The following is a 24156-nucleotide window of genomic DNA, read 5'->3' as shown; positions in this document are numbered from 1 at the left end:
ATTTCAGAGGCTAGCGTTAATGAGGGCACGGGTTGTCGGGTGTTGGGGGTGTTTCAAAACGTCCGCTGTGGGCCCCGTTTCGACAATTCTCCCACCATCTAAAACAGCAATACGATGTGAAATGTGCCGAATTACAGCCAAGTCATGGCTGACAAAAATATATGACAACCCATGACGCTCCTGCAGATCCAGCAAAAGGTTCAGAACGATGGCCTGAGTGGAGACGTCCAGCGCCGAAACAGCCTCGTCGGCCACGATAACATCGGGGCGGGTTACGAGCGCGCGGGCAATTGCGATACGCTGTCTCTGGCCACCTGAAAATTCCCTCGGATAGCGGCTGATGGCGTCTTCCGGCAGAGCTACGTCCGCTAGAACGTCAAGAACACGACGGTTCCTCTCTTCAGCATTCAAACCGGCCTGATAAAGAGGTTCTGCGACGATTTTTTCAACGGTCTGCCGAGGGTCCAGAGCTCCTTGTGGGTCTTGGAAAATCATCTGGATGTGGGGTCTGAAGCGGTGTCGGGCAACGCCGGTGATGGACGTAATATCCTGTTCTTCAAAAAAAATTTGACCATTTTTCGCACCGACTAAACCCGTGAGGATACGAGCCAATGTAGATTTTCCGCTCCCTGAGGACCCAACGAGCCCCAGTGTTTCGCCCTTATCTACGTGAAGCGAGACATCTTGTAGAATGGTCTTCGGTTTCCGCGAGCGAAGCAGCGATGTTCCCCGGCCTGCAACATCGTACTGGATATGTCTGGCTTCCAGAAGATGGCTCATGGCTCCACCCCAGACGCCAGATTTTCTGGTACTGGAAGGCGTGTCAGCGCCGGATGGTTCACTCCGTGCAAGGACATACTCAGTAAAGCACGTGTGTATGGGTGTTGCGGTGCTGAAAAAAGTGTTTCTGTCTTTGCACTTTCCACGAGTGTCCCGTGTTGAAGAACCAGAACATGACTGGCTTTATGGCGGATCAGGCCCAGATCATGGGAAATCATCAGAATGGCCATCTGATTTTCAGCAGCAAGATCCTGGACCAGATCCATGACCTCGGCTTGGGTTTGGCTATCCAGTGCGGTTGTGAACTCGTCAGCAATCAGCAATGCTGGTTTGCACGCGATTGCGATAGCCAAGAGCACACGCTGTCGCTGACCGCCTGACAGCGTGTGAGGGTAGTCGCTGGCTGAGACGCCTGCGCGACTGAGGCCAACACGATCCAGAAGCTGATGAACGGCCTCTTTGATTTCGCGACCTGTCATGGCGGTGTGCAGTCGGAACGTATCCCCGATTTGCTGACCAATCCGACGGATTGGGTTAAGCGCGGTCATGGGCTCCTGAAAAACCATGGCAATCTTCTGACCGCGCAGGCTTCGAAACTGGCTCTCCGGAAGAAAAATGAGGTTCTGGTCTTTAAATAGAGCCTGACCTGACGTTTCAAAGCCATCGGGGAGCAATCCCATAAGCGTACGGGCAAGCGTGGATTTTCCCGAACCAGATTCTCCCGTGACAGCGACGGTTTCACCAGCGTTTATGGTGAAGGACAAAGGGTGCAAAATGGTCCTAGAGCCTGCACGGACTGATAAGTTTTGAACGGACAGAATGCGGCTCATGACGGCTGTCCTTTCAGTCGATTGAAAGGGCGCTCAAGAAGGTCCCGCAGGCCGTCGCCAAGCAGATTAAACCCGAGCACCAGAACCATCACGGTTACACCCGGAATTGCAACAAGCAGGGGGTGGTCAAAAATATGGATTTGATAAGATGCGAGCGTTCGTCCCAGATCCGGCTGAGGGGGCGGTGCCCCAAGCCCCAGATAGGATAGGCCGGCTTCTGAGAGAATGGCCAACGCCAGAGAGGTCGAGGCATGAACGATCAGGATAGGCGCGATGTTCGGAAGAACATGGCGAAGGATCGTATCGATTGAGTTCAGTCCTGCCATGCGGGCGGCGGCAATGTAATCGAGTACAAGAATGGAGTGCGCAGTCTGTCGTGTAATCCGGATCTGGGCTGGGATGCCGAAAAGGGCAATAGCGAGAATTTCGCCACTGGCAGAGGCGCCTTGCGCTGTGACGAGCATGGCGGCGATCAGAATAGGTGGAAAAGCCAGCCCCAGATCTGCTGTGCTCATCACGGCTTTGCCGCGCAAACCGCCATAAGCTGCGACTAGCCCCAAGGCTGTCCCGATGACTGTCGCGAGTGTCACCGCAATTACGGCGATTACCGTGCTGTTAAAAGCCCCTGTCAGTACATAACTCGCAATGTCACGTCCGAACGGGTCCGTCCCCAGTGGGTGAGAGAAAGAAATCGGAGCGTAACGATGCGCGATATCAATCAGAGGAGAGCGGCCACCCCGCCAGATCCACGTAAGGGTTGCTGGGACAAGGCAAGCCAGAAGAAGGGCACTTCCAGCAATCAGGCTCCTGTTCGTGCGAAGCCGGGTCATGCACTTTCTCCTGCAAGGCGCGGGTCTAACCAGCGCACTACGATGGAAAGTGCCAGATTGAGCAGCAGGACACCCGCGACAATCAGCATGACAAGGTTTTGTACGACCGGAATGTCACGCTGGTTCACGGCTTCCAGAAGCAGTTTTCCGCAGCCGGGAATATTGAACACGCTTTCGACAATGATTGCCCCAGTCACCAGAACGGGAAGCTGAATGCCGATCAGTGTCAGAACTGGGATCAGTGCGTTTGGAATGGCGACTTTCCAGAGAACGCCCTTGCCGCTGTAGCCTTGAGCACGCGCTGTCCGGATAAAGTCCTGATTCAGAACATCGATGAGAGAGGAGCGCATGAAGCGTGCTGTGATGGCTGCCTGCGGGATGGCCAGGGCGACCGTGGGCAGGAAAAGAGCGCGCAGTCCCGTGAAAAATCCTGCGGTCCAGCCCGTAAATCCTCCTGCCGGAAACCAGTGCAGCGTCAGGGAAAACAGCAGCGTCATCATCATGGCCAGCCAGAAATCCGGAATGGATTTGAGGAACTGCAACGTTGCCATGACGGCAAGATCAAGACCTCTTCCACGATGAGTGGCTGCGATGGCTCCCGTGGGTAACCCAATGAGAAGAGCGAGGCCCGTAGCCAGCAGGATCAGAGGGAGGGTGCTCTGGAAGCGCTCAAGGATCAGCCCACGAACGGGGACATCATAGGCGTAACTCGTTCCAGCCTCTCCGTGCAGCAGGCCAGAAATCCAGCGCACATACCGTGTTGCGGGTGAGGCATCGAGGCCTAGCTGGTGATGGAGAGCCGCAATGCTGTCCGGGCTTGCATCCAGCCCAAGCATCACTGTGGCCGGATCCCCCGGAAGGAGGTTCAACAGAGCGAACACGATCACACTGGCGACTGCGAGAACCACCAGTCTTCCTGAAATGGCAGAGGCAAGATTGGTCATCATGGTTGCCACGTCACATCTGCCATAGGGCAGGCTGCGATCTGCTGGTTAATCCATAAGCCAGAGATACGCCGGTTCAGAACTGTGTCCCGAGGGCGGGAATAAAGAAAGACATTGGGCTCGTCCTGCGCGAGACGATCTTGCAGGGCGATGGAGAGCCGATGCCGATCCTCCGCGTTGTCGCTGGCTTCATACTGTTCGAATAGCTCATGAAACTGCGGGTTCTTGTAATGAAAGTAGATGTTATCCCGATCGTAGATTCCGATGTCATGCGGCTCTGTATGGGCAATGACTGTCATGTCAAAAGAGCCCTGCCCAAAAACACGTCCCAGCCATGATGGCCATTCCAACGGCTGCAACGTGACGATCAGGCCAACCTGCTCCAGATAGGCGGCAACGATTTCGCTCGTATCCCGAGCATAGGTGATGGGCGGGTAAGAGAGCGTCAGCTGCGTTCCCGGTTTGATGCCAGCCTCTTTGAGAAGCTCCCGTGCACGTTCCGGATTGTATGGATACCGATCAGGGAGTGCAGCATAGTCTGGGTCATTGGGAGCCATATGAGATTGCAGGACCGTTCCGTCTCCATCCGCCCCAGCCTGAATGAGGGCCTTTCGATCGATGGCGTAGGCAAGAGCCTGACGTACGCGCAGGTCATTGAATGGCCTGCGAGCGTTGTTCAGTGCCAGAATGGCTTTGAACGGAAAGGTTCCACGCACGACCTTGAGGTTCGGGTTTCCTGAAAAACGGCCGAGAATTTCAGGGGCAGGGAACGAGGGATAAGCATCCAGCTCTCCAGCCAGAAGCGCATTACTGGCAGCAAGCGGATCAGGCATGAACCGGAATGTGACAGCCTTCAGTTCTGGCGCTTTTCCCCAATAATCGGGATTACGGGACAGGGTGACGTGATCGCCTCTTTGCCAGGCTTGGAAGAGGAACGGTCCTGTCCCTATGGGATGGCTGGCGTTTTTGTCTGCTGATGAAGGTGACAGGATGGAGGCATCATTCCATGCAAGCTCATAGGTGAAGCTGCCATGGGTTTTTTTGAGTGTGATATCTGTGTGGGTAGTGTCGGGGCAGCTCACATCCGCGATGTTTGTAAAGAATGTACGGTCGGGGTTTGTGCTGGACGTAGCCCCCGCACGTAAAAGGGAAAACCGCACATTTTCACAGGTTAGGAGTGTCCCATCATGGAAATGAACGTTTTCTTGCAAAGCAAAATGATAAACGCGGCCTTCGTCTGAGACAGTCCAAGCCCGTGCAAGCAGGGGCTGGACGTGCCCGTCACGGTCCAGTCGGGTCAGGCCCTCATAGACGTTGTTGTATGTGATTGTGCCGATGGCCTCGCTTGGGCTGCGGGTTGGGTCCAAGCCAGGCGGCTCAATGGAGACGCCAATACTCATTGTATCGCGCGTCTGGGCCAGTGCGGACGTGCCCAGACTCAGACCAGCCATGGTTAAAAGCGCAAAAGATGACTTCATGGGGTCTCGCCGGGAGCCGGACGCTTGAGGCCAAGATGCTCGCGCAGGGTGGAGCCTTCATAGGCTGTGCGAAACAGACCGCGTCTCTGAAGTTCTGGCACCACATGATCCACAAACGTTTCAAGGCTCTGCGGCAGAATGGGAGGCATGACGTTAAACCCGTCTGCCGCACCTTCCACAAACCACTCTTCAAGCTGATCTGCAATCTCCTTGGGACCGCCATAGATGGACCAGTGCCCGCGCGCGCCGCTGACTTCGAGGTAGAGGTCTCGCAGGGTCATGTTGCGCTTCTTGGCCATTTCTACGAGCAGTGTCTGGCGGCTGCGGTTTCCGTTGAAGTCCGCGGGTGCTTCTGGAAGGGGCGCATCAAGGGGCAAACCACGCAGATCTGTGCCCGTCATGCCTCCTAGCAGAAACAACCCGACGTCAGGGTGGGTAAGTTCATCAAGTTCACCCTTCAGATCTTCTGCTTCCATCTGCGTGCGACCAACGAGCGGATATACGCCTGGCATAACTTTCAGAGATGCAGGGTCCCGCCCGATTTCTTTCATGCGGCGGTGGAGATCAAGGCGGAAAGCTTTTGCTTCCTCAAGGTTTTGCTGGGCGGTAAAGACCATTTCGGCAGTTTCCGCAGCCAGTTGGCGCCCCGGCTCGGAAGAGCCCGCCTGCACGAGAACGGGTCTGCCCTGCGGCGAGCGGGGAATATCGATCTGACCCGCTGCAGAGAGAAACTCGCCTTTGAAATCAAATGGACGCCGGCCTTCAGGCGCGAAGAATGCTCCGCTTTCTGTATCTCTCAGGAATGCATCGTCGGTCCAGCTATCCCAGAAATTCTCTACAATCTGTGCAAATTCGCGGGCCTGACGGTAACGGTCTGCATGAGGGACATGGCTTGGACGCCCGTAATGAATGGACTCCTTGACGTTGGCTGTCGTGACAAGGTTCCATCCAGCGCGTCCGCCGCTGATCTGGTCAAGCGAGAGGAACTGCCGGGCGAGGTGATAAGGCACCGAATAGGTCGTGCTGACAGTACCAATAAGGCCAATCTTATCTGTTGTGGCAGCCAGTGCGGACAGGAGCGTCAGAGGTTCGAAAGAAGCCGCATATGTCATCCTGCGGAAGCCATCGATTGTCGCTTCGTCAATGGAGCTTGTAAAATCAGCGATAAACACGGCATCAAACAGCCCCCGTTCAGCGAGGCGTGCCTGTTCAAGCTGGCGTTTGAAATTGCTTCCTGCGTCAGGGGCAGATCCTGAGTGGCGCCAGGCTGCCGCATGATGGCCGGTCGGGAGAAGAAATGCGGCGAGTTTCATCTGGGGAGCCATGGGTCTTGATCTCTTGCTTATGTCGCGGTCAGAAACACAAAAAATTGTTGCATTCACAACATAACCTGTTGTGAATCGTTTTTCTATCCCTTAAACGCAATCAAATAGTTGTTTCAATTAACAACCAAAAAACTTAGTTATTAGGCGGAACCGATGCACGACGTACTTACTGCTCCGTACCGCAGGAATGCCCTCCTTGTTCGTGGGCGTATTGCACTGATTTCCAGCGTTGCATTCCTGCCGCTCTGGAATGTTGCTGCGGCTGCGGAGGAGAATGCCCAGACAAAGAAGCCTGCTCAGGCTACGTCCCGAAAGGGCAGCGCGCTTTCTGCAAAAGCTGCTCATGCATCGGCTGCGCCTAAAGTTCACGCATCTGAGGCCTCCCGCGTGGAAAACGTTGTCGTGACGTCGGAGCGCAAGGCGGACAGCCCACAGAACATCGGTACGTCAATCAGCGTCGTTTCCGCAAAGATGCTGGAAAATCGGAACATCAACAATGTGTTCGATCTCCAGTACGCTACGCCATCGCTTCAGATCCAGCCGTCCTACGGCAGTGGGCAGTTCACTTATACGATCCGCGGCGTCGGATTTAGCAATTACTCCAGCAACAATTCCCCGACTGTGGGTATCTATATCGATGAGGTAGCGAACCCGGTCCCGTTCGGCATCAACGGAATGATGTTTGATATGCAGCGCGTGGAAGTTCTGCGCGGTCCGCAGGGTACGCTGTATGGTCGGAATACGACAGGCGGTGCGATCAACTATATCACGAACAAACCGACCGATAAGCTGGCGGGAGGAGTGAGTGCCCAGTATGGCCGTTTCGACAGCGCCAAGATCGACGGTTATATTTCCGGTCCAATCAACGACAAACTGAAGTTTCGCCTGTCTGGCGAAACACAGCAGGGCGGGGCGTGGCAGTACAATCCTGAGGCTCAGGCCCATCTCGGGAACGTCAATCGTGGCGCGGCTCGCCTGTTGGTGGATTATACCCCGTCAGAGAGCTGGAAGGTGGAGTGGAACCTTCACGGTAGCCGGGATCGTTCTGATGGGACGGGCGTCTATGCGTGGGAGCCTATCACCAGCCTCAGTTCCACCAATCCAATGCCTGCGTCCACCAGTCGTTATAATACTCGCTGGGGGACTTCGGAGCAATTTGCCAAAGAAACTGGTCTGACGCCGGATCAAAAGCCATACAGCCATATCGATACGGGTGGCAGCAGTCTGCGGGTTGAGAAGCATCTCCGTGATTTCACGATCACAAACCTTGCCAGCTACGATTACATGCAGCGTGATGAATACGACAATTTTGATGATTCCTCATTGTCTCTGGCAGACGTGAAGTTCAATACGCGGGCTAATGTCGTGGCCGACGAACTGCGTTTCTCATCCAATACATCTGGTCGGCTTCACTGGATTGGAGGCATTTACTACGGTCATCAGTGGCTGAATGATCGTTACCAGTCCGGGTTTGAGGCTCTTTACAATACGGATGGAGACGTCCGTTATTCGCAGACGGTCAATACAATCAGCGGCTTCGGTCAGGTGACGTATGACCTTACGCCAAAGCTGCAACTGGTTGGGGGCATTCGCGTCGAGCACGAGAAGCGCACCCTCGATAACGTCTATGCTCACTACCTCGTCGGCGGGGTGGTGACGAACCCGCAGAACGCTGTCGCCCAGCAGTCGCAGTCCTATACGTTGCCGTCTGCAAAATTCAGCATCCAATATCATCCGTTTAGCCATGACATGACGTATTTCACCTTCAGCAAGGGTGTGAAATCCGGTGGTTTCACGGTTTACAACTCGTCTGACGTCACGCAGATGACCAATCCGTTCAAGCCTGAGCAGCTTTATTCTTTCGAGGTTGGAAACAAGCTAATTCTGCCGAGGTATAACCTGCGGGTAAATGCTGACTTCTTTTACTATGATTATTTCGATCGTCAGGTTCAGTCCATCGCCTATAGCCCGACGACGGGCTCCGCGATTGGTCTGTTCGTAAATGCGCCGCGCTCCCATATGTTTGGTGGCGAATACGAAGTCGAATGGTCCCCGATCCCGGGGCTGCACGTTGCGCAGTCTGGGGCTTATGTCGAAGGTGCTTACGACAAGTTCAGTGCTGTCACGAGCTCAAAGCAGGTCAATGGTGTTTGGGTTGGTGTCACGCAGGATGTGTCTGGACGTGGGATTGAGGTGCCTCATTTTACGGCCAATGGTTCCGTCGATTATACGTGGCGCGTTGGAAAATATGATCTCGTTTCAGGTGTAGATTACAGCCTGCGCACCACGAGTACGGCTCTGAATTCTGCCAATACCATTCCGGGCTATACGTTATGGGGCGGGTATATTTCGTTCGCGCCCCATAAGGGCCATTGGAAAATCGAAGGTATTGGTCGCAATGTCACCGACAAGCACTATGACGTGACACGCGGCTATTTTGTGGGTGGAGACAACATTGCAGTTGCTGGCCGGCCAGCAACCTGGGAAGTCCGCGTTCGCGCAGACTTCTGAAAAAGCGAGGGATAGCGTTTTTTGCCATCCCTCTGACGTTTTTCAGAACGAGGCCGCCACCGTGCCAAAGAACATGCGTGGAGGGGTAGGATAACCCACATACGTTGAGCCATCTCCCGCGGTGATGGTGGACCAGGAGCGCGTGTTCGTCAGGTTGCTGACGTTGAACTGGAGCTTGAGGCTCTGCATGTGTGGGATGTGCTTGAACGTATAACCGGAGCTGAAGCCAAGCTGGAACCTTGGTGGCACCATGACGGTATTCGTGATTGTACCGGGACGGACGCCCATATAGGTTCCGAAGAGCTGAGCGTTGAAGCCTGCCTGATTGTAGTTGATGGCGAACTTGTCAGACCAGACAGGAATAGCCGGGACTTTCTCGCCTTTTGTTGCGTAAAGCGTGGTGCCGTCCATGAAATCGCTGCCGTAAATGCTGCTGACATAGGAAACGGCATCATAAATCGAGAAGTGCTGCCCGAACCGGAGTGTGAAGGACAGATCCATACCATTTGTCGAAACGCTGCCCAGGTTGGCGACAGTGCCACCAACGCCGGAAATTCCCTGATTAGGCGGCTTGATCGAGCCAAGACGATTGAAGAAATCGACATGGTAATATTCAAGCTGACCACTGATGCCCGTGAGTGGGCCGAGAAACAGCGGCCGATTGGTTCGGATGCCTGTTTCATAGGTCCAGGACGTTTCCGGTTTTCCTGTTTTCTTGAAGTCTTCGAACGCTTCCTGGCTGGTCACGGCCCAAGGTGACGTGCTGCCATATCCGGTCTGGGCAAACGAATTCATGTTTTCCTGAATGTTGGCGAATAACTGCTCATGGGGCGTGAAGCTCCACAAGGCACCAAAAGCAGGAAGAAAGGGTTTGTAAGACGGGATCGTTCCACCAGCCACTGTGTGAGTGCTGGTATCAACAATCGTTTTTGCACCTTTAACCGATGATGCAAGTGACTGCGGCAAAGCAGCGACGGGCAACGTGCCGTTGGTATAAACCATCTCGGACTTGAAGCCTGCTGTCAAGGTCAGATGGGGCGTTACGCGCCAGCTATCCTGCAGGTGTGTGACAAACGTGTTCGTGTAAAACGCATTCATCCACTGAGTAAAAAGAGGATTGGTCGCGCGCTTATAAGGCGTCAGTGTGTCTGTTGCAGTGAGCGGATACCAAAGGCGTCCCTGTGTATTGTTGTTGCGTTCGTACCATCCGCCCACCTCAATATTATGGTGGCCCAGATGATAGTGTAGGGTGCTGGTCAGGCCTCCACGATAGTCTTCATACTCGGTCGTACGAACAGCAAAACCCGTTCCGCCAGTTGCATTCCAGACCTTTGGGTCAATTCCGGCATTGCTATACGTGAACTGACCATTCTTGATGTATTTGGATCCAGTCGGGTCCAGGTAGCTCCCAAGGATCGTCAAGATAGCGTTGGTGCGAATGGACGTTGCGACCACACCTGCGCCATCGTCATAGTGAAAGTAAAGCTGGTTATCCCACGTCAGGTTTGGAGAGAATTTGTGCGAAATTTTCAGATAAGCAAGGTAATCGGTTCGCTGCGCTGCTGAGTAATAGTATTTATTATTGGGCGTTCCTGGGGCTGCGGATTTGGAGGTCATGGCAGGGTAGTTGGCCATGGCGGCGTTCAAATCAGGGAAAAACGCACCGCGAGCATAGAGGTCTGTCGGCGCCGTCAGTCCTTGTGTGTTGGGCTCTGCCTTGTCCTGCCAGTCAAAATACGCCGTGATGGTAGTTTTTTCACCTTTATGAACAAACTTGCCATTCACCTGATAGCCACCCTGATTGTTTCCTGCACCAAGATTCCAGGGTCTGGCATCCTGCCGTGAGAAAGAGACGTAGGCCGCGTTTCCGTTCCCAAAATTACCGGTGTCTAGACGGGCATAGGTGCGAAACGTGGAATAGCTGCCGAAAGTCTGCCGGATTGTTGCGCCGGCTTTTGCTTTCGGGTCCCGCGTATTAAACTCAATCGTTCCGCCCAGGTTACTGGTGGACGCTGTTCCGAGTGCGCCCGCCCCAGAGGACAGGGACGTTTGGCCGATATTTTCGCTGATGGCTGCTCGTTGCGGGGAAAGGCCATTATAATTGCCATAAGCGCCTGCACCGAGCGGCACGCCATCAAGGGTGTAGCCAAGCTGGCTGTTGGAAAAACCGTGAACGTAAATGCTTGAGTTCTGCTCGTTGTTGCCCCAAGGATCAACATTGGTGAACGTCACGCCCGGCAAAAGATCCAGCGCCTGCATCGGGTTCTGACCCGGCATCATTTCCTGCATCTGGTCGCCGCTGATGCTCAAGACAGACCGCGTTCGATGGCCTGTTGCAACAATCTGCTCAATGTCGCGCTCATCCCGGGTCCGCGATGCGCGTATGTGCTTTGGGAGGCGTTTTGTAGCGGCACCACGTCGAATGACCATTCCGCCGCCTGGAGCAACCTCGGCAACCAGACCACTCCCACTGAGCAACCGCGTCACGGCTGCGTCAGCTGACAGGGCACCATTAACGGACTGAGCCTCAAGGTGGTCCACCAGTTCAGGGGAGAAAATGACACTCTGGCCGGTCTGTTGGCTCAGGGATTCCAGTGCCTGTGCCATTGGCTGCCGGTTAATGTGAATATTCGCTGCGGCTGACGGTGTAGCCAGAGCAGAGTGGGTCAGAATGGTCGTCCCTACAGTCAGAAGCAGAACTGCGCGAAGGGGGCACCGGACGTTGACGGCCATGTATTCTCTATCCTGTTGGTGATCGCAGAAGGCGGTCTCAACAGGAAGACAAATGAAAACTGAAAAACCTCAGCATTGTTCAACGGTTTTCATGAAACCGTCATAAAGCACGAAAGATGAAAACGTTTCCCTGTTCCTGGAGCGTCAAGGGAAGAAGGCGCGGAAGCATCCGCAAAAACATCTCGCCCTGTGACACAAAATAAACCCCGCTTAATCGCATATTTGAAACAGTTGGCGACGCCAGGATGATCTGACGTTGGCTATACCGTCGGATTTCTGAAACAGCCTCCTGCAGAGGCGTATTGCGAAAAATCAGACGTCCGGTCTGCCAGGAAAGAAGCGCTTCGATGTTGGGATAATCGATGCTCACCGCACCATTCTGGGCAATGCGAAAGCGCTGTCCCGTGCGGATCCAGATATCACGCGCGGCAGTTGTTCCGCTTCGGAGCAAAATCTTGCCCCGAAGCGCCGTGATGTCTGTGCAGTTCTGTTCCATGCGGACATTAGCTGAGGTCTGTCGTGAGAGCCGAACTGTGACGTTTCGAACTGAGAGGTAGAAATCTGACGGGCTTTCAGGGGAAAGCAGCACTTGTCCGTGCTCCAGTCTCGCGCGGTGCCCATCTTCAGACAGCGTCATTCGGCTTCCTGAATCCAGGAGGCATGTGCCGTAATCCGGCAATGCAATGCGAAGAGTATGCCCGGTCGATGCCTGCAGAACACGGGATGCCCGCGCAGTCTTGTTCATCGGCACAAGTGCGATGAGCGCAGCTGAGGCAAGGGCCAGTGCACTTCTACGCCCTAACGAAAAACCATGCGTATCTAAGCGTTTTGCGGGTGTTGCAGGAATGCTTTGTGTTGGAACGCCGCCGCCAAGCTCCCAGTAATCCGTCAGGAGTTCAAAAGTATTGGCGTGACAGGTGTCCTCACGCATCCACTGTACAAAGCGGGCACGGTCCGTTTCGTTACAATCATCAGCGTGCAGGCGCGCAATCCAGAGGGCGGCCTGTTCTCGAACTGCGAAATGCTTTTCGGAAGGCATTAATGGTCCATCCAGGAAGCAAGGAAGACAAGGGCTTTTGCAATATGCTTTTCCACGCTGCTTTCGCTCATTCCCAGCGTTAAAGCAATCTCCCGATACTTCATTTTTTCAACACGATTGAGAAGAAAGGCCTGCCTTGTCTTTTCGGGAAGCTGTCTGCAACCCTCGTGGAAGCGATCCATTCTTTGGCCTGATGCATAAACGTCTTCCTGGGATGGCCCAGGATCTTCTATTTCTAATGTAATATCCCGATCATCACTGAAAGATTGCATGCGCGATGAGGCTTTTTTCAAATCATTGAGATGCAGGTTGAGCGCACTTCTGGTGATGTATGCCTCCGGATGCGTCACATCGTCTTTGGCGCGTTCATAATAATTCGCCAGTGCCGTCTGCAGATGATCTTCCGCATCGTCGCGATGTGTCAGGCTTCTGATGCGGCGGCAAAGGCGCAGCCATTCCTGCTGACAGGGAAACCAGTTTTCCGCCAAAGGTTATATCATCCTGTTTTAAAGATGGACTGCCTGAAGCGCTCCATTACGGATTTTGGCGGGGTGGGTCTGTGACAGTTTCATGAAAAGAGGCCGAAGGGCATGGGCAAACGCTCTTATTCGCTGTCTTGGAAAGAGTGCGACCGCTCGATTTCAGCGAAAGATTTTCCATCATGCTTTTAAACCGCCGACGGGTACTGACAGGTCTGGGAGCAGGGCTCCTGTTTTCCTACCGCCTGAAGCAGTTATCTGCTGCCGCCCCGCATAATCTGGACAAGACGCCTGAGTTTGATTCATCGCCCTTTCAGTTGGGTGTAGCATCCGGAGATCCGGCACCAGACGGTTGCGTAATATGGACACGCCTTGCGCCGCACCCGCTGGAAGAGGCGGGAGGAATGAAGCGCCTGAAGCCAGTTCTGGTGGACTGGGAAATCAGCGAGGATGAGCGTTTCTCAACGCGCCTGCGGTCAGGGCAGACCATTGCTCACCCAGAGCTCGCTCATTCCGTTCATGTTGAAGTTGATGGACTTCAACCAGATCGGCCTTATTGGTATCGTTTCCATATTGCGGGACATGCGAGCCCGATAGGTCGTGCCCGTACTTTGCCGTTGCCCGGTGCAAGCGTGCAGCGTGTAAGGTTCGCCGCGGCAGGGTGTCAGCACTACGAATTTGGATATTACAGTGCTTGGCGGGCTATCGCGAACGAGAACGTCGATTTTGTTTTCCATTACGGGGACTATATTTACGAAGGAGCCGATATCGGCGCAGGCGTACACACCGTTTATGGAAAGCCATTTACGGCGGTCCGTCGGCACATCGGGCCAGAAATCTATTCCCTCGACGAATATCGCCGCCGTTACGCGCAGTACAAAATTGACCCGGATCTACAGGCTGCTCATGCCGCTGCGCCCTGGCTGGTCAGCTTTGATGATCATGAAGTTGATAATAACTGGGCAGGAGATACCGATCAGGACGGTACTCCGGCGGATATTTTCCGTCTGCGTCGGGCATCCGCCATGCAGGCCTATTACGAACATATGCCCCTTCGTATCAGTTCTCTTCCGGATGGCAGTCACATGCAGATGTACCGAAGCTTCCGCTTTGGTGATCTGATGAATACGTTCGTCCTGGATACCCGTCAGTACCGGAGCGATCAGGCTTACGGTGATAAAGACGTTCCGCAGGGACCGGATGTCTGGTCACCCGAACGCACAATGATGGGACAACAGCAGGAATCCTGGCTTTTTAACGGGCTGGGACAGTCTGACACACGGTGGAACCTGCTGGCGCATCAGGTCATGGTTATGGATCTTGCTCATCGCAAGTCAGCCCATTCGGAGCTGCTTTACAGTATGGATCAGTGGTCCGGCTATATGCATAGCCGTAACCGACTGCTTCAGTTCATCGGAGAGCACTGCCCCGGAAACGTGGTCAACGTGACGGGGGATGCACATCGGCATTATGCGGGCAATCTCGTGATTGATCCCGCCAAGCAGAAGCCAGTGTCGGTGGAATTTCTGGCGACGTCCATTTCGTCAGGCGGTGATGGCGTTGGAGATAATGACGCCCATAGCCAGTCGGTTCGGCGTGAAAACCCGCATCTTAAGGCAACGACAGACAAGCGTGGCTATGTGTTGTGTGATGTTGGCCGGGATGTCTGGCGAGCAGATCTTAAAACTCTGGATCAGGTGAGCAATCACGAGGGACAGCTCTCAACCTACGCCAGTTTTGCAGTTGAGCGTGGCAACCCAGGCCTTCAAAAGGCCTGAGTGGATATGTCGACCATCAGGGCGTTTCGTCCTGATGGCTTGAGGTCATGCGAAAGCAGGTCAGCAAGCCTGCGAGAGAGGTAAAGAACAGAACCAGTCCCATCGGTAAGGCACTGGTTTTGCTCAGTCCGACGAGAGGAGCAGCAACGCCGCCAACCAGGAGGTTGAGAGAGCCGAGGATGGCACTCGCACTTCCTGCACGGTGGCCCTGCTTGGCAATGGCGAGAACAAATGTGGCCGTCAAAATCATGCCGATGCACGTCATGTAAAGGAAGATGGCTGCCACCAACAGGAAGAGCGGTCCTTTCAGTGTCGCGATAAGCGTGATCAGTGCGGCTGCGGTTGTAATGCAGATCACGGATGCCCGAAGCATTGTATTGGTGCGCGCCATGCTTCCAGCACGGCCAATCAGCCAGCTCCCACCGACGAGTGCCAGACCATTAATTCCAAACAGAAGACTGAATGTCTGAGGCGAGACGCCGTAGATGTCTTGATAGACGAAGGGCGTGCCGGCCACATAGGCAAAGCTGCCGCCATGGATCAGCCCCACAGTCAACGCATGCCCAATGAATTCCCGGTCCGTCAGCAGACTATGGAATGTCTCTAGCGTCGAGCGTGCTGAATTGGGAAGGCGGCGGTGTAATTCAAGAGTTTCATTCAGGCGCCCGCCAACCAGACCTAGCGCCACGACGCCGAAGCCTGTCAGGAACCAGAACATGGTGCGCCATGTTGCTGATGGCAGGGCCAGAATGGCTCCGCCCATCATCGGCGCTACCATGGGGGCGACAGCATTGATGATCATCAAGCGAGAAAAGAAGCGGGCAAGTTCCGGTCCATTAAACACGTCTCGCACCACTGCCCGCGACAGAACCAGTCCGGCTGATGCTGTGAGGCCTTGAAGAAAGCGGGCAACGATGAACGCTGTGATGCTGGATGAAATGGCGCAGAACAGGGATGACAGCGCAAAAAGCGCCATCGCTGCCAGCAACGGCCCTTTCCGGCCGCGTGAATCGCTGAACGGTCCCACCATGAGCTGTCCCAGAGCCAGCCCGATCAGGGTGCTGGTCAGGCTGAACTGAACCGCGGTCTCTCCAGCGTGAAAATCATGCCCGATACTGGGGAAACCCGGCAGGTACATGTCGATGTTAAGCGGACCGAGACAGGTCAGCAGCCCGAGGATAAGGATAAGATCCCGTTGGGCGGGACGTGATGTCTCGGTAGTGGGATCAGTCATGGACTGGAACCTTGATAATGGTGACGCCAGAGGCAGTCATGCGGGTGAGTTCGTCTGTTGGGGCATCATCGGTAACGATCAGGGTCTGGACAGTTTCAAGAGGGGCAACAGGGAAGCGCCCCCCGGACCCGATCTTGCTTGCTTCGGCCATGATCACCACGCTTTCGCTCCGGCTCAGAACCTCACGTTTGAAGGCGGCTTCCTCATGATCCCAGACACTTGGTCCTTCGGCGGAGATGGCCCAGACGCCCAAAGAGCAGAGATCAAAACGGTAATGCTGAAGAGACTGGACGGCGACTGAACCTGTCACGCCACCCGTTGTTCCTTCCAGACGCCCGCCAATCATAATGGTTTCAATCTGGTCTGCGTCGCTCAAGGCAACAGCAACGGCGGGACTGGATGTGACCACAGTCAAAGGCGTATCGCGGGGAATCGATCCAGCCAGCGCAATATTGGTTGAGCCTGTGTCGATGAAGACAACCTGCCGTGGCTTGAAAAGCGTTGCGGCCTGCCGTGCGAGAGCGTTCTTCAGCGGAACTTTTTCGCCCATTCTCGCCCGGATATGAGACGCATTGGGCTGTAGCCGCAGTGCACCGCCATAAACGCGGCGACATTCTCCTGCTTCAGAGAGCTCACGCAAATCGCGCCGGATCATATCGACCGGGACGGTCCATTCCGTGGCCAGATCAGCCGCGACAACACGGCCGTGGCTTCGCAGCCGGGCGCGAATGTGGCTGAGACGTTCGTCCTTGAGAATGGGATTTTCTCCGAAACGGGTTAAAACACGCGCAAACCGTCATAAACGCGCATAACCTGTCAAGAAGTTTTGCATGTCCCTCTGTTTTGAAAGGGAAGGTGTGGCAGATCAGAAACTCAGGACAGCATCCAGATTGAACCACAGCATGTTGTTTGTCCCGTTATTCACCGTTCTGGAGGAGACTGTGCCGGATTGATTGAAGGGGTGTGTTCCATTCAGGGATTTGTCCAGACGGATTTCAGGTCGCACGGTCAGGCTGGCTGGACCCAGATGTCGATTGATGAAGCTGGGCCGGTACGCCACCCCAACTGTCAGGTCTCCGTATGTGGTCGGCAGGGCGTTATAATACTCGAATGGGCGGTTTCTCAGCGAGTTTGTGTAGGACATGTCGCTGGAATACTGGTTGATGATGCCGCCTGTGTTGTCTCGGAAGATCTCCCCTCGGACGTTGAGTGTGAGGGATGGCTGGATGTCCCACGACAGATATGAAGAAACGCCATACGCATCGTCGCGCGACGCATCGTCATGCAGATAGAGAGCTTCTGCCATCACGGACAATGTATCTGTCACGTGATAAGTGGCGAGAAGATCCGCATTATACTGCATGAGATCGTTGGCGGACCGCCCGATGCCTGCACTGCTCCATCCGGCGGGTGAGACGATCGTGCGGCCATTATTTGCCTGCGGGCCGAAATGGCCAATGGCATGGACATTCAGCTTGCCGCCCATCAGATTATTCCAGGCAAAGCCAAAGTAGCCTTTGGGTCTGCTGTTGTTTCCAGCGCCTCCGAAGGTTGTGGAATTGCCTGCATCGATGCCAAGGATCCAGTCCATGTGATGGCTTAAATGCATCGTGGCCACGACGCCTACCGTCTCGAAGGGAACGATATAGTCGGCAGCGTAGTTGAAAGAATAGAACGGACGGGCGAGGGCTGGTGTGCCTTCAGCGCCCATCAGGCCATACATTTGACCGGCCTGAAAATCGATGCCGTGATGGAAAATCCATGGCGTGTGGATGTCTATATGGGCCTGTGTCGGTGCCCACTGGTACAAGCCGCTAATCGTGCCGTCGCCCATTCCGATCGTCGGGTCGAAACGTGAGTCAGATCCGTACATCATCTCTACGACAAACCCGATCCCGTAACCGCTTCCGATGGAGGTGACGGGATGGGAGAGAGAACCCATGATCTGGTTAAGGGTCACGGTATTCGCGCGATCAAGATAAAACTGCCCGAAATTCCGTCCGGATCTCGTCCACGGGTTCCCGCTGATACCAGCTTCAACCGTGAGATGTCCGACCAGCCCATCCCAATAGGTAAGGGGACGTCCTGCTTTGGGAGAGAAAAGATTTCCGGCTTTCAACGCCGGAAGATCAGGGTCTCCGGCATCGTTCGTATCAGATGCTGTTGGCGGTGGTGTAGGGTGATTTGGGTTGGGCGTGCCGTTTGGCGTGATAGTCGTGTTTGAAGAGGCCGCCGCCTGCGCATAGGCGAAAGACGGCAGGGCGGTTCCGGCCAGCAGACAAAAGACTGCCATGACGTGTTTTTTTGACACGCGAAATTCCGTTCCTGAAGGTTTCGGAAGGGTCGTGAAGAAAAACGGATCAGATTTCTGACGCTGCCTGCTTCTGCCCGTTCTGGTATTTCCGCATGAAGAAGAGGCTCAGTATCGTCATGAAGGCCACGTAAATCAGGCAGACTTCTGGGTTGTAATACGTGACGGCGACCAGAAGGATCACAGCGCCTGCCAAGGCAACGCCCGGAAGAACGGGGTAGAGCGGTGCACGATAACTGCGCGCAAGATCTGGTTCCGTCTGGCGTAGGCGAAACAGGCTTACCATGCTGAGAATGTACATCGTCAGGGACCCGAAGACGGCCATGGTGACAAGCGTTGCCGTCAAAGACTGGCCGTGGATCGAAATGACGTCATCTGAGAAAATGGCAGCAATGCCAATAACGCCACCGGCAACGGTCGCGGTGTAGGGTGTGTGGAAGCGTGGATGCACCTTGCCGAGAACAGCGGGCAGAAAGCCAGCCCGCGCCATTGCGAAAATCTGGCGAGCATACCCCATGATGATCCCGTGCAGAGACGCGACAAGTCCAAACAGACCCAGCCAGACCAGCATATGCAGCCAGCCGCTATGTGCGCCGACAACATGCTTCATTGCCTGAGGTAGGGGATCATTCAGGTTGGCCAAAGCATGCCAATCTCCCGCACCACCAGCAAACACCATGACGCCAAAAGCCAGTGCGACCAGCGTTAGAACACCCGCAACGTAAGCGATGGGGATGGATCGGCGGGGATTGCTGGCTTCTTCAGCCGCCATGGCGACGCCTTCGATCGCCAGAAAGAACCAGATGGCAAAAGGAATGGCCGCGAAGATGCCACCCATGGCCTCCAGTCCGAAATGTGGGGCAACGCCCCATCCGTCATGCAGGAAATTGTCCCATGAAAAAGCGGGAGCAACGACGCCCATGAATACGAGCAGTTCTATGATTGCGGCGATTGTTATGAACAGTTCGAACGTGGCGGCAATATGGACCCCCACGATATTGAGTGCCATGAAGACGATATAGGCGCCCAGTGCTGCCACCTTTGGGTTCAGATGAGGGAACTGAACGTTCAGATAGGCTCCGATGGCAAGCGCGATGGCTGGTGGTGCGAAAATGAATTCAACCAGTGTAGCCAGACCCGCAATCAAACCACCCCAGCGACCAAGCGCACGCTGGCTGTAAGCGAACGGCCCGCCCGCCTGCGGGATGGCACATGTCAGCTCCGTGAAGCTGAAAATAAAACTGGTATAAACGAGCGCGACAAAAACTGTGGCAATCAGAAAGCCTAACGTCCCCGCTGTTGCCCAGCCGTAGCTCCATCCAAAATATTCACCCGAAATGACGAGACCAACCGCAATTCCCCAGAGATGAAACGCACTAAGGGACTTGTTGAGATGCGTTGGAGCAGTGCTCATTGGTCATTGTCCTTTTCCAGGGTGGGAGTGGTGTTTTCGATCAGAGGGGCATCTGGCGCGGCGTCTTTGAGGCCGACGCCAGTGAGTTTCAGATGGCGGGCTTCACGCATGAGCCAGGCCAGTTTTGTGGCGGCTGCCGAGATGGTCATGCCATGAGCATGAATGTTGGAGAGGCAGTTTCGTGCTGAGTCCGGGCAGCCCACAAAAGGCGCATATGTCAGGTACACGCCCAGACTATCCGCGACGCTGAGACCGGGTCGCTCGCCAATCATCATCACAACCATTTTCGCTCCGAGACTGGCGGCAATGTCGTCCCCCAGAGCGACGCGTGCTTGTGTCGCAATAACCAGCGGGGCGATTTTCCAGTCCGGAAGGCGACTCTTCATGGCCTGAAAGAGCGGGATGGCGTTTTGCTGGGTGGCAAAAGAAGACAGGCCATCGCCCGCAACGAATACCACGTCCCAGTCACCTTGTGTGAAAGTGCCGAGCGTTTCTGGGGCCAGCCGGCGGCCAAGATCGGGGCGACGCAAATAAGTGGACCGGTCTGATGCGCGGCTATGGACGATCAGATAGGGCTCAGGCCCTAAAGTCGCAGTCAGGGCTGAAACGTCCAAAGGTGTGTGGACCGCGTCGCGGGCCTGAGCATGAGAGGCCTGAAAATCGAGCACATCCTCGGTTTTCAACGCGTTTCCGGTGCGACCCAGGCCGATCCGGGCACGGGTCAGACGCCGCAAATCCTCCCAGAGGTCTGCTGTGTGCGGTGGAAAGGAGGGCGCGTTGCGATCATCCGTCATGGTCAGCGCGCCATTTCACCAAGAAGGGTCTGGCCAGGTGGAATATCCAGCATGCGCTCCGTATGCGGATCATAGAGGCCCATTTTTTCCAGCCAGCCTGCAAATTCTGGAGCAGGCTTGAGACCGAGAAGCTTCCGAAGGCTCAGAAGGTCGTGGAACGACAGGCTCTGGTAATTGAGCATGATGTCATCAGCTCCTGGCACCCCAATCAGGAACGTGATGCCAGCGGCTCCCAGCAGCACCATCAGGTTGTCCATGTCATCCTGATCAGCCTCTGCATGGTTGGTGTAGCAGGCGTCACACCCCATCGGGACGCCCAGCAATTTCGCACAGAAATGATCCTCAAGCGCCGCACGGATGATCTGCTTTCCATCATACAGATATTCCGGCCCGATGAATCCGACGACGGTATTGACGAGAAGGGGGTCGTAGGCCCGAGCCACAGCATAGGCGCGGGCTTCTACAGTCTGCTGATCAACGCCGTGATGGGCATCGGCGGACAGTGCAGCGCCCTGACCTGTCTCGAAATACATGACATTGTTGCCAATGGTGCCCCGGTTCAGCGCTTGGGCGGCCTCATGGGCTTCCTTCAGAATTGAGAGGCTGACTCCGAAACCTTCATTGGCTTTCTGGGTGCCTGCGATGGACTGAAATACCAGATCAACCGCGCCGCCGCGGTTCATGATTTCGAGTGTGTTGGTGACGTGCGTCAGAACGCATGTCTGTGTGGGAATGTCATAGCACTGGCGGGCATGGTCCAGCATTTCCAGCAAGGCAAGACCATTGGAGACGCTGTCTGTTGCCGGGTTGATACCAATGACGGCATCGCCCATGCCGCGCAAAAGACCATCAAGCGTAGAAGCGGCAATACCTCTCAGATCATCTGTAGGATGGTTGGGTTGCAGACGTGTGGACAGACAACCTTCGAGGCCGATGGTATTGCGAAATTTTGTGAGGACGCGGATCTTGCGCGACACTGTCATAAGATCCTGATTTCTCATGATTTTACTGACAGCCGCCGCCATTTCCGGTGTGATGCCTGGAGCTGCGGCTGCCAGTGCTTCTGTCGTGGCGTCTTCGGACAGCAGCCAGTCCCGGAAGCCAGCAACAGTCAACGATGAGAGGGGGGAGAAGGCGTTCCGGTCATGTGTATCCAGAATCAGGCGCGTCACGTCATCCGTTTCGTAAGGGATGAGTTCTGATTTCAGAAATGTTTCGAGGGGAAGATCTGCGAGAGCGTAACGGGCGGCAACGCGTTGAGCATCGGAAGAGGCAGACAGGCCTGCGAGTTCATCACCAGAGCGGGCAGGAGACGCTTTGGCCAGCAACGTTTTCAGATCATCAAAGGTGTACTGTTCCCCTCGCAGGGTGCATCTGTAAGCCATGGCCAGAGTCCTCTGCCTTTGCTCATCCCGAAAGTCGCATTTGGGAGAATCAAGGTTTTGTCCGTTATCGCAATTATATCTCTTTCGGACCGAGTTTGACTTGACCCGAAACAACAACGTTTTGACATTTGACGACAATACGCCCAACACTTGTGTCAAGTGAGCAGCAACAGGAAGACACCATGTCATCCTTTCCCAAGTCTTCCGGATCAGATGTGTATGTCCTGGCGGCCGCCGCTGCCGGTGTGGAAAAATTCCTTACGGAGCAAGGCGGAGACATGGACCGGATCGCTGGGCGGTCGGGTCTTTCAACGCATCAATTCGCCATGCCAACAGATGCATTGAACCTGGGCGCGTACTGCCGTCTGTTTTCCGAAGCCGAAACAGATACGCACGACGGAAACATCGGTCTACATTTCGGGCAACAGTTCAGACCGCGACAACTCGGGCTCATTGGTTACATCGCGCTTTGTTCAGAAACAGTGGGGCAGGCGGCGCAGAATCTGGCGACTTATTTCGGGTACCATCAGGCCCAGACCATCACACGGTTTGTTGAAACGGATGATCATGTCCGGCTCGAATATATGATCGCGGACACGGCCATTCAGGACAAACGTCATGATGCCGAGCTGACGATGGGCATGTTTGCCAATATTTTAAGGGCTGGTCTTGGTGCGGACTGGTGCCCGCAGAATGTTCTTTTTGCTCACGAGCAACCGGAACAGGCTTCTGAACATCGAGAAGCGTTTCAGGCCGATATACGCTTTTCTGCCGGGATGAATGCTTTGGTGTTCCGGAAAGAGGGGCTGAAAAAGCCGATGCCAGACGCCGATGCTGCCCTGCTGCAGGTGATGAAATCTTCACTTGTGACTTTGGCGCGAGGGGCAGGGCACACGGTGCCTGATTCAGGGCAGAGCCTCAAAGAACAGGTTATGGTTCAGGTTCGCAAGTCGATGCGGCAGGGCGGCTCTGAATTCTCTGACGTGGCGGAAAAACTGTCCCTTTCGCCCTGGACCCTTCAACGCAGACTTGCCCAACTTGGCCTTTCTTATTCCGGGCTTCTGGATGAGACACGTCAGATCGATGCGTTGCGATATCTGGCAGAGCCGAACAAAGATGTTAGTGAGATTGCGTCTCTCCTTGGATATACTGAAACCAGTGCTTTCAGCCGTGCGTTCAGACGATGGTTCGGGGTCTCTCCACGGGTTTGGAGACAGCAGAACAGCGTCTCAGCGAGCTAACTGATGGTCGCACGTTCATTCGTCGGTGTGGTATGGAAGAGGAATGAGTGTTGAAGTCATGCCCGGCCTGTCCCTGCGGGAAGAGGACCTAAGAGTTACCTATATTCTGGCGTCTGGCCCAGGTGGTCAGAACGTCAACAAGGTTGCAACTGCCGCCCAGTTACGTTTCGATGTCTCCGGTTCTGCTGTTCTTTCAGAGCGGATACGAACCCGTCTTTTGGAAATTGCGGGAAGTCGTGCGACCCGGGATGGGGAGATCGTTTTGACCGGACGGCGTTTTCGGACGCAGTTACGCAATCGGGAAGATGTTATCGAGCGTTTGGCAGAAATGATCCGTGAAGCTGCGCATCGACAGGCCTACCGGGTGCCGACACGCCCCGGAAAAGGAGCGCGGCAGCGCCGACTGGATGGAAAAGCCCATAGGGCCGGGATCAAACGCAATCGTCGCATCCGGCTTGATGATTGAGAGGGAGAACAGACACATGACGTTCCATCTTTCTGCCCTGGAATGGGGCGCAGGCCCCAAGGTTCTTGAAGTCTTTCTGGAACCGACCTGCCCATTTTCCGTCAAGACCCTACGCAAAATACCAGATCTCCTTCAACTTGTGGGGCAAGACCGTCTGACGGTTCGCGTGCGGCTTCAGTCCCAACCGTGGCATATGTTCTCCGGCATCATTGTACGGGCCATTCTGGCTGCGTCTTCGCTGGACGAAGGCCGGGATGCTGCCTTAGCCGTCATGATGGCTGTTGCAGATCATCGGGAAGAGTTCGAATTTACCGATCACTGCCGTGGACCGAATATGGACGCTACACCGGCAGACATTCTACAGCGTATCGAGGTTTATAGCGGCGTCCCGCTTGCTGAGGCCTTTGTTCGTCCTGAGGTGACGGCAGCAGTCAAATGGCATGCTCGTTACGGTCGCCAGAATGGCATTCATGTCTCGCCAACCTTCATTGTGGATGGTCTGATTGATCCAGCTTTCAGTAGTGGCGACAGTGTGGACGAGTGGGGAGCCAAGCTGTTTCCCGTAAAGGACTGACGAGACAGAG

General features: G+C 54.9%; 20 protein-coding genes. 5 read left to right on the top strand and 15 right to left on the bottom strand.

What is annotated here, in order from left to right:
• Positions 1-3 precede the first annotated feature (3 nt).
• The 6 genes from M2305_RS14860 to M2305_RS14835 are packed head-to-tail and all read right to left on the bottom strand — an operon-like array spanning position 4 to position 6187.
• Positions 4-780 (bottom strand): ATP-binding cassette domain-containing protein, encoded by a 777-nt coding sequence (locus M2305_RS14860; protein WP_264649853.1) that lies wholly within the window; start codon positions 778-780, stop codon positions 4-6.
• Complete coding sequence (locus tag M2305_RS14855) at positions 777-1610, bottom strand: ATP-binding cassette domain-containing protein (RefSeq protein ID WP_264649852.1); 834 nt, start codon at positions 1608-1610, stop codon at positions 777-779. The genes M2305_RS14860 and M2305_RS14855 overlap by 4 nt, the downstream gene beginning before the upstream one ends.
• Positions 1607-2440: an ABC transporter permease gene (locus tag M2305_RS14850; RefSeq protein ID WP_264649851.1), complete on the bottom strand. Its 834-nt coding sequence runs from the start codon at positions 2438-2440 to the stop codon at positions 1607-1609. The genes M2305_RS14855 and M2305_RS14850 overlap by 4 nt, the downstream gene beginning before the upstream one ends.
• A complete protein-coding gene (locus tag M2305_RS14845) occupies positions 2437-3387 on the bottom strand; it encodes an ABC transporter permease (RefSeq protein ID WP_264649850.1) in 951 nt (316 codons plus the stop codon). Before M2305_RS14845 ends, M2305_RS14850 begins: the two co-directional genes overlap by 4 nt.
• A complete protein-coding gene (locus M2305_RS14840; protein WP_264649849.1) occupies positions 3384-4862 on the bottom strand; it encodes an ABC transporter substrate-binding protein in 1479 nt (492 codons plus the stop codon). The genes M2305_RS14845 and M2305_RS14840 overlap by 4 nt, the downstream gene beginning before the upstream one ends.
• A complete protein-coding gene (locus M2305_RS14835) occupies positions 4859-6187 on the bottom strand; it encodes an LLM class flavin-dependent oxidoreductase (protein WP_211514154.1) in 1329 nt (442 codons plus the stop codon). The genes M2305_RS14840 and M2305_RS14835 overlap by 4 nt, the downstream gene beginning before the upstream one ends.
• Before the next feature lie 153 nt (positions 6188-6340).
• Here M2305_RS14835 and M2305_RS14830 point away from each other — a divergent pair, with 153 nt between their 5' ends.
• Positions 6341-8698: a TonB-dependent receptor gene (locus M2305_RS14830; protein ID WP_264649848.1), complete on the top strand. Its 2358-nt coding sequence runs from the start codon at positions 6341-6343 to the stop codon at positions 8696-8698.
• Between the two features lie 42 nt (positions 8699-8740).
• On the opposite strand, the gene M2305_RS14825 is transcribed toward M2305_RS14830, so the two are convergent.
• From M2305_RS14825 to M2305_RS14815, 3 genes are all read right to left on the bottom strand, one after another.
• Complete coding sequence (locus M2305_RS14825; RefSeq protein WP_264649847.1) at positions 8741-11431, bottom strand: TonB-dependent receptor plug domain-containing protein; 2691 nt, start codon at positions 11429-11431, stop codon at positions 8741-8743.
• A 100-nt stretch (positions 11432-11531) separates the two neighbouring features.
• Positions 11532-12470: a FecR family protein gene (locus M2305_RS14820; protein WP_264649846.1), complete on the bottom strand. Its 939-nt coding sequence runs from the start codon at positions 12468-12470 to the stop codon at positions 11532-11534.
• Positions 12470-12865 (bottom strand): RNA polymerase sigma factor, encoded by a 396-nt coding sequence (locus M2305_RS14815; RefSeq protein ID WP_249210166.1) that lies wholly within the window; start codon positions 12863-12865, stop codon positions 12470-12472. Before M2305_RS14815 ends, M2305_RS14820 begins: the two co-directional genes overlap by 1 nt.
• 266 nt (positions 12866-13131) lie before the next feature.
• On the opposite strand from M2305_RS14815, the gene M2305_RS14810 reads away from it, so the two are divergent.
• The gene (locus tag M2305_RS14810; RefSeq protein ID WP_264649844.1) at positions 13132-14727 is read left to right on the top strand and encodes an alkaline phosphatase D family protein; all 1596 of its coding nucleotides are present in this window, start codon (positions 13132-13134) and stop codon (positions 14725-14727) included.
• A 16-nt stretch (positions 14728-14743) separates the two neighbouring features.
• On the opposite strand, the gene M2305_RS14805 is transcribed toward M2305_RS14810, so the two are convergent.
• From M2305_RS14805 to M2305_RS14780, 6 genes are all read right to left on the bottom strand, one after another.
• Positions 14744-15961, bottom strand: coding sequence for a Bcr/CflA family efflux MFS transporter (locus M2305_RS14805; RefSeq protein ID WP_264649843.1), 1218 nt, complete (start codon positions 15959-15961; stop codon positions 14744-14746).
• Positions 15954-16691 (bottom strand): DeoR/GlpR family DNA-binding transcription regulator, encoded by a 738-nt coding sequence (locus M2305_RS14800; RefSeq protein ID WP_264649984.1) that lies wholly within the window; start codon positions 16689-16691, stop codon positions 15954-15956. Before M2305_RS14800 ends, M2305_RS14805 begins: the two co-directional genes overlap by 8 nt.
• 135 nt (positions 16692-16826) lie before the next feature.
• Positions 16827-18272, bottom strand: a complete 1446-nt coding sequence (locus M2305_RS14795; protein ID WP_264649842.1) for a porin — start codon at positions 18270-18272, stop codon at positions 16827-16829.
• 49 nt (positions 18273-18321) lie between these two features.
• The gene (gene eat / locus M2305_RS14790; RefSeq protein WP_264649841.1) at positions 18322-19686 is read right to left on the bottom strand and encodes an ethanolamine permease; all 1365 of its coding nucleotides are present in this window, start codon (positions 19684-19686) and stop codon (positions 18322-18324) included.
• Entirely contained in the window at positions 19683-20480 is a 798-nt protein-coding gene (gene eutC / locus M2305_RS14785) for an ethanolamine ammonia-lyase subunit EutC (RefSeq protein ID WP_264649840.1), read from the bottom strand. The genes eat and eutC overlap by 4 nt, the downstream gene beginning before the upstream one ends.
• A gap of 2 nt (positions 20481-20482) precedes the next feature.
• Complete coding sequence (locus M2305_RS14780) at positions 20483-21865, bottom strand: ethanolamine ammonia-lyase subunit EutB (RefSeq protein WP_264649839.1); 1383 nt, start codon at positions 21863-21865, stop codon at positions 20483-20485.
• Between the two features lie 182 nt (positions 21866-22047).
• Here M2305_RS14780 and qhpR point away from each other — a divergent pair, with 182 nt between their 5' ends.
• Genes qhpR through M2305_RS14765 form a run of 3 tightly spaced genes read left to right on the top strand, consistent with a single transcriptional unit; the run spans position 22048 to position 24146 of the window.
• Complete coding sequence (gene qhpR / locus M2305_RS14775; protein ID WP_264649838.1) at positions 22048-23106, top strand: AraC-like transcriptional regulator QhpR; 1059 nt, start codon at positions 22048-22050, stop codon at positions 23104-23106.
• Between the two features lie 43 nt (positions 23107-23149).
• Positions 23150-23572 (top strand): alternative ribosome rescue aminoacyl-tRNA hydrolase ArfB, encoded by a 423-nt coding sequence (arfB, locus tag M2305_RS14770; RefSeq protein ID WP_211503025.1) that lies wholly within the window; start codon positions 23150-23152, stop codon positions 23570-23572.
• A 16-nt stretch (positions 23573-23588) separates the two neighbouring features.
• Positions 23589-24146, top strand: a complete 558-nt coding sequence (locus M2305_RS14765; protein ID WP_264649837.1) for a DsbA family protein — start codon at positions 23589-23591, stop codon at positions 24144-24146.
• Positions 24147-24156 lie beyond the last annotated feature (10 nt).

The organism is Gluconobacter cerinus (assembly GCF_025961355.1).
In the GTDB taxonomy this organism is placed as follows: Bacteria; Pseudomonadota; Alphaproteobacteria; order Acetobacterales; family Acetobacteraceae; genus Gluconobacter; species Gluconobacter cerinus.
This window is presented reverse-complemented; position numbering and strand designations above follow the sequence as displayed.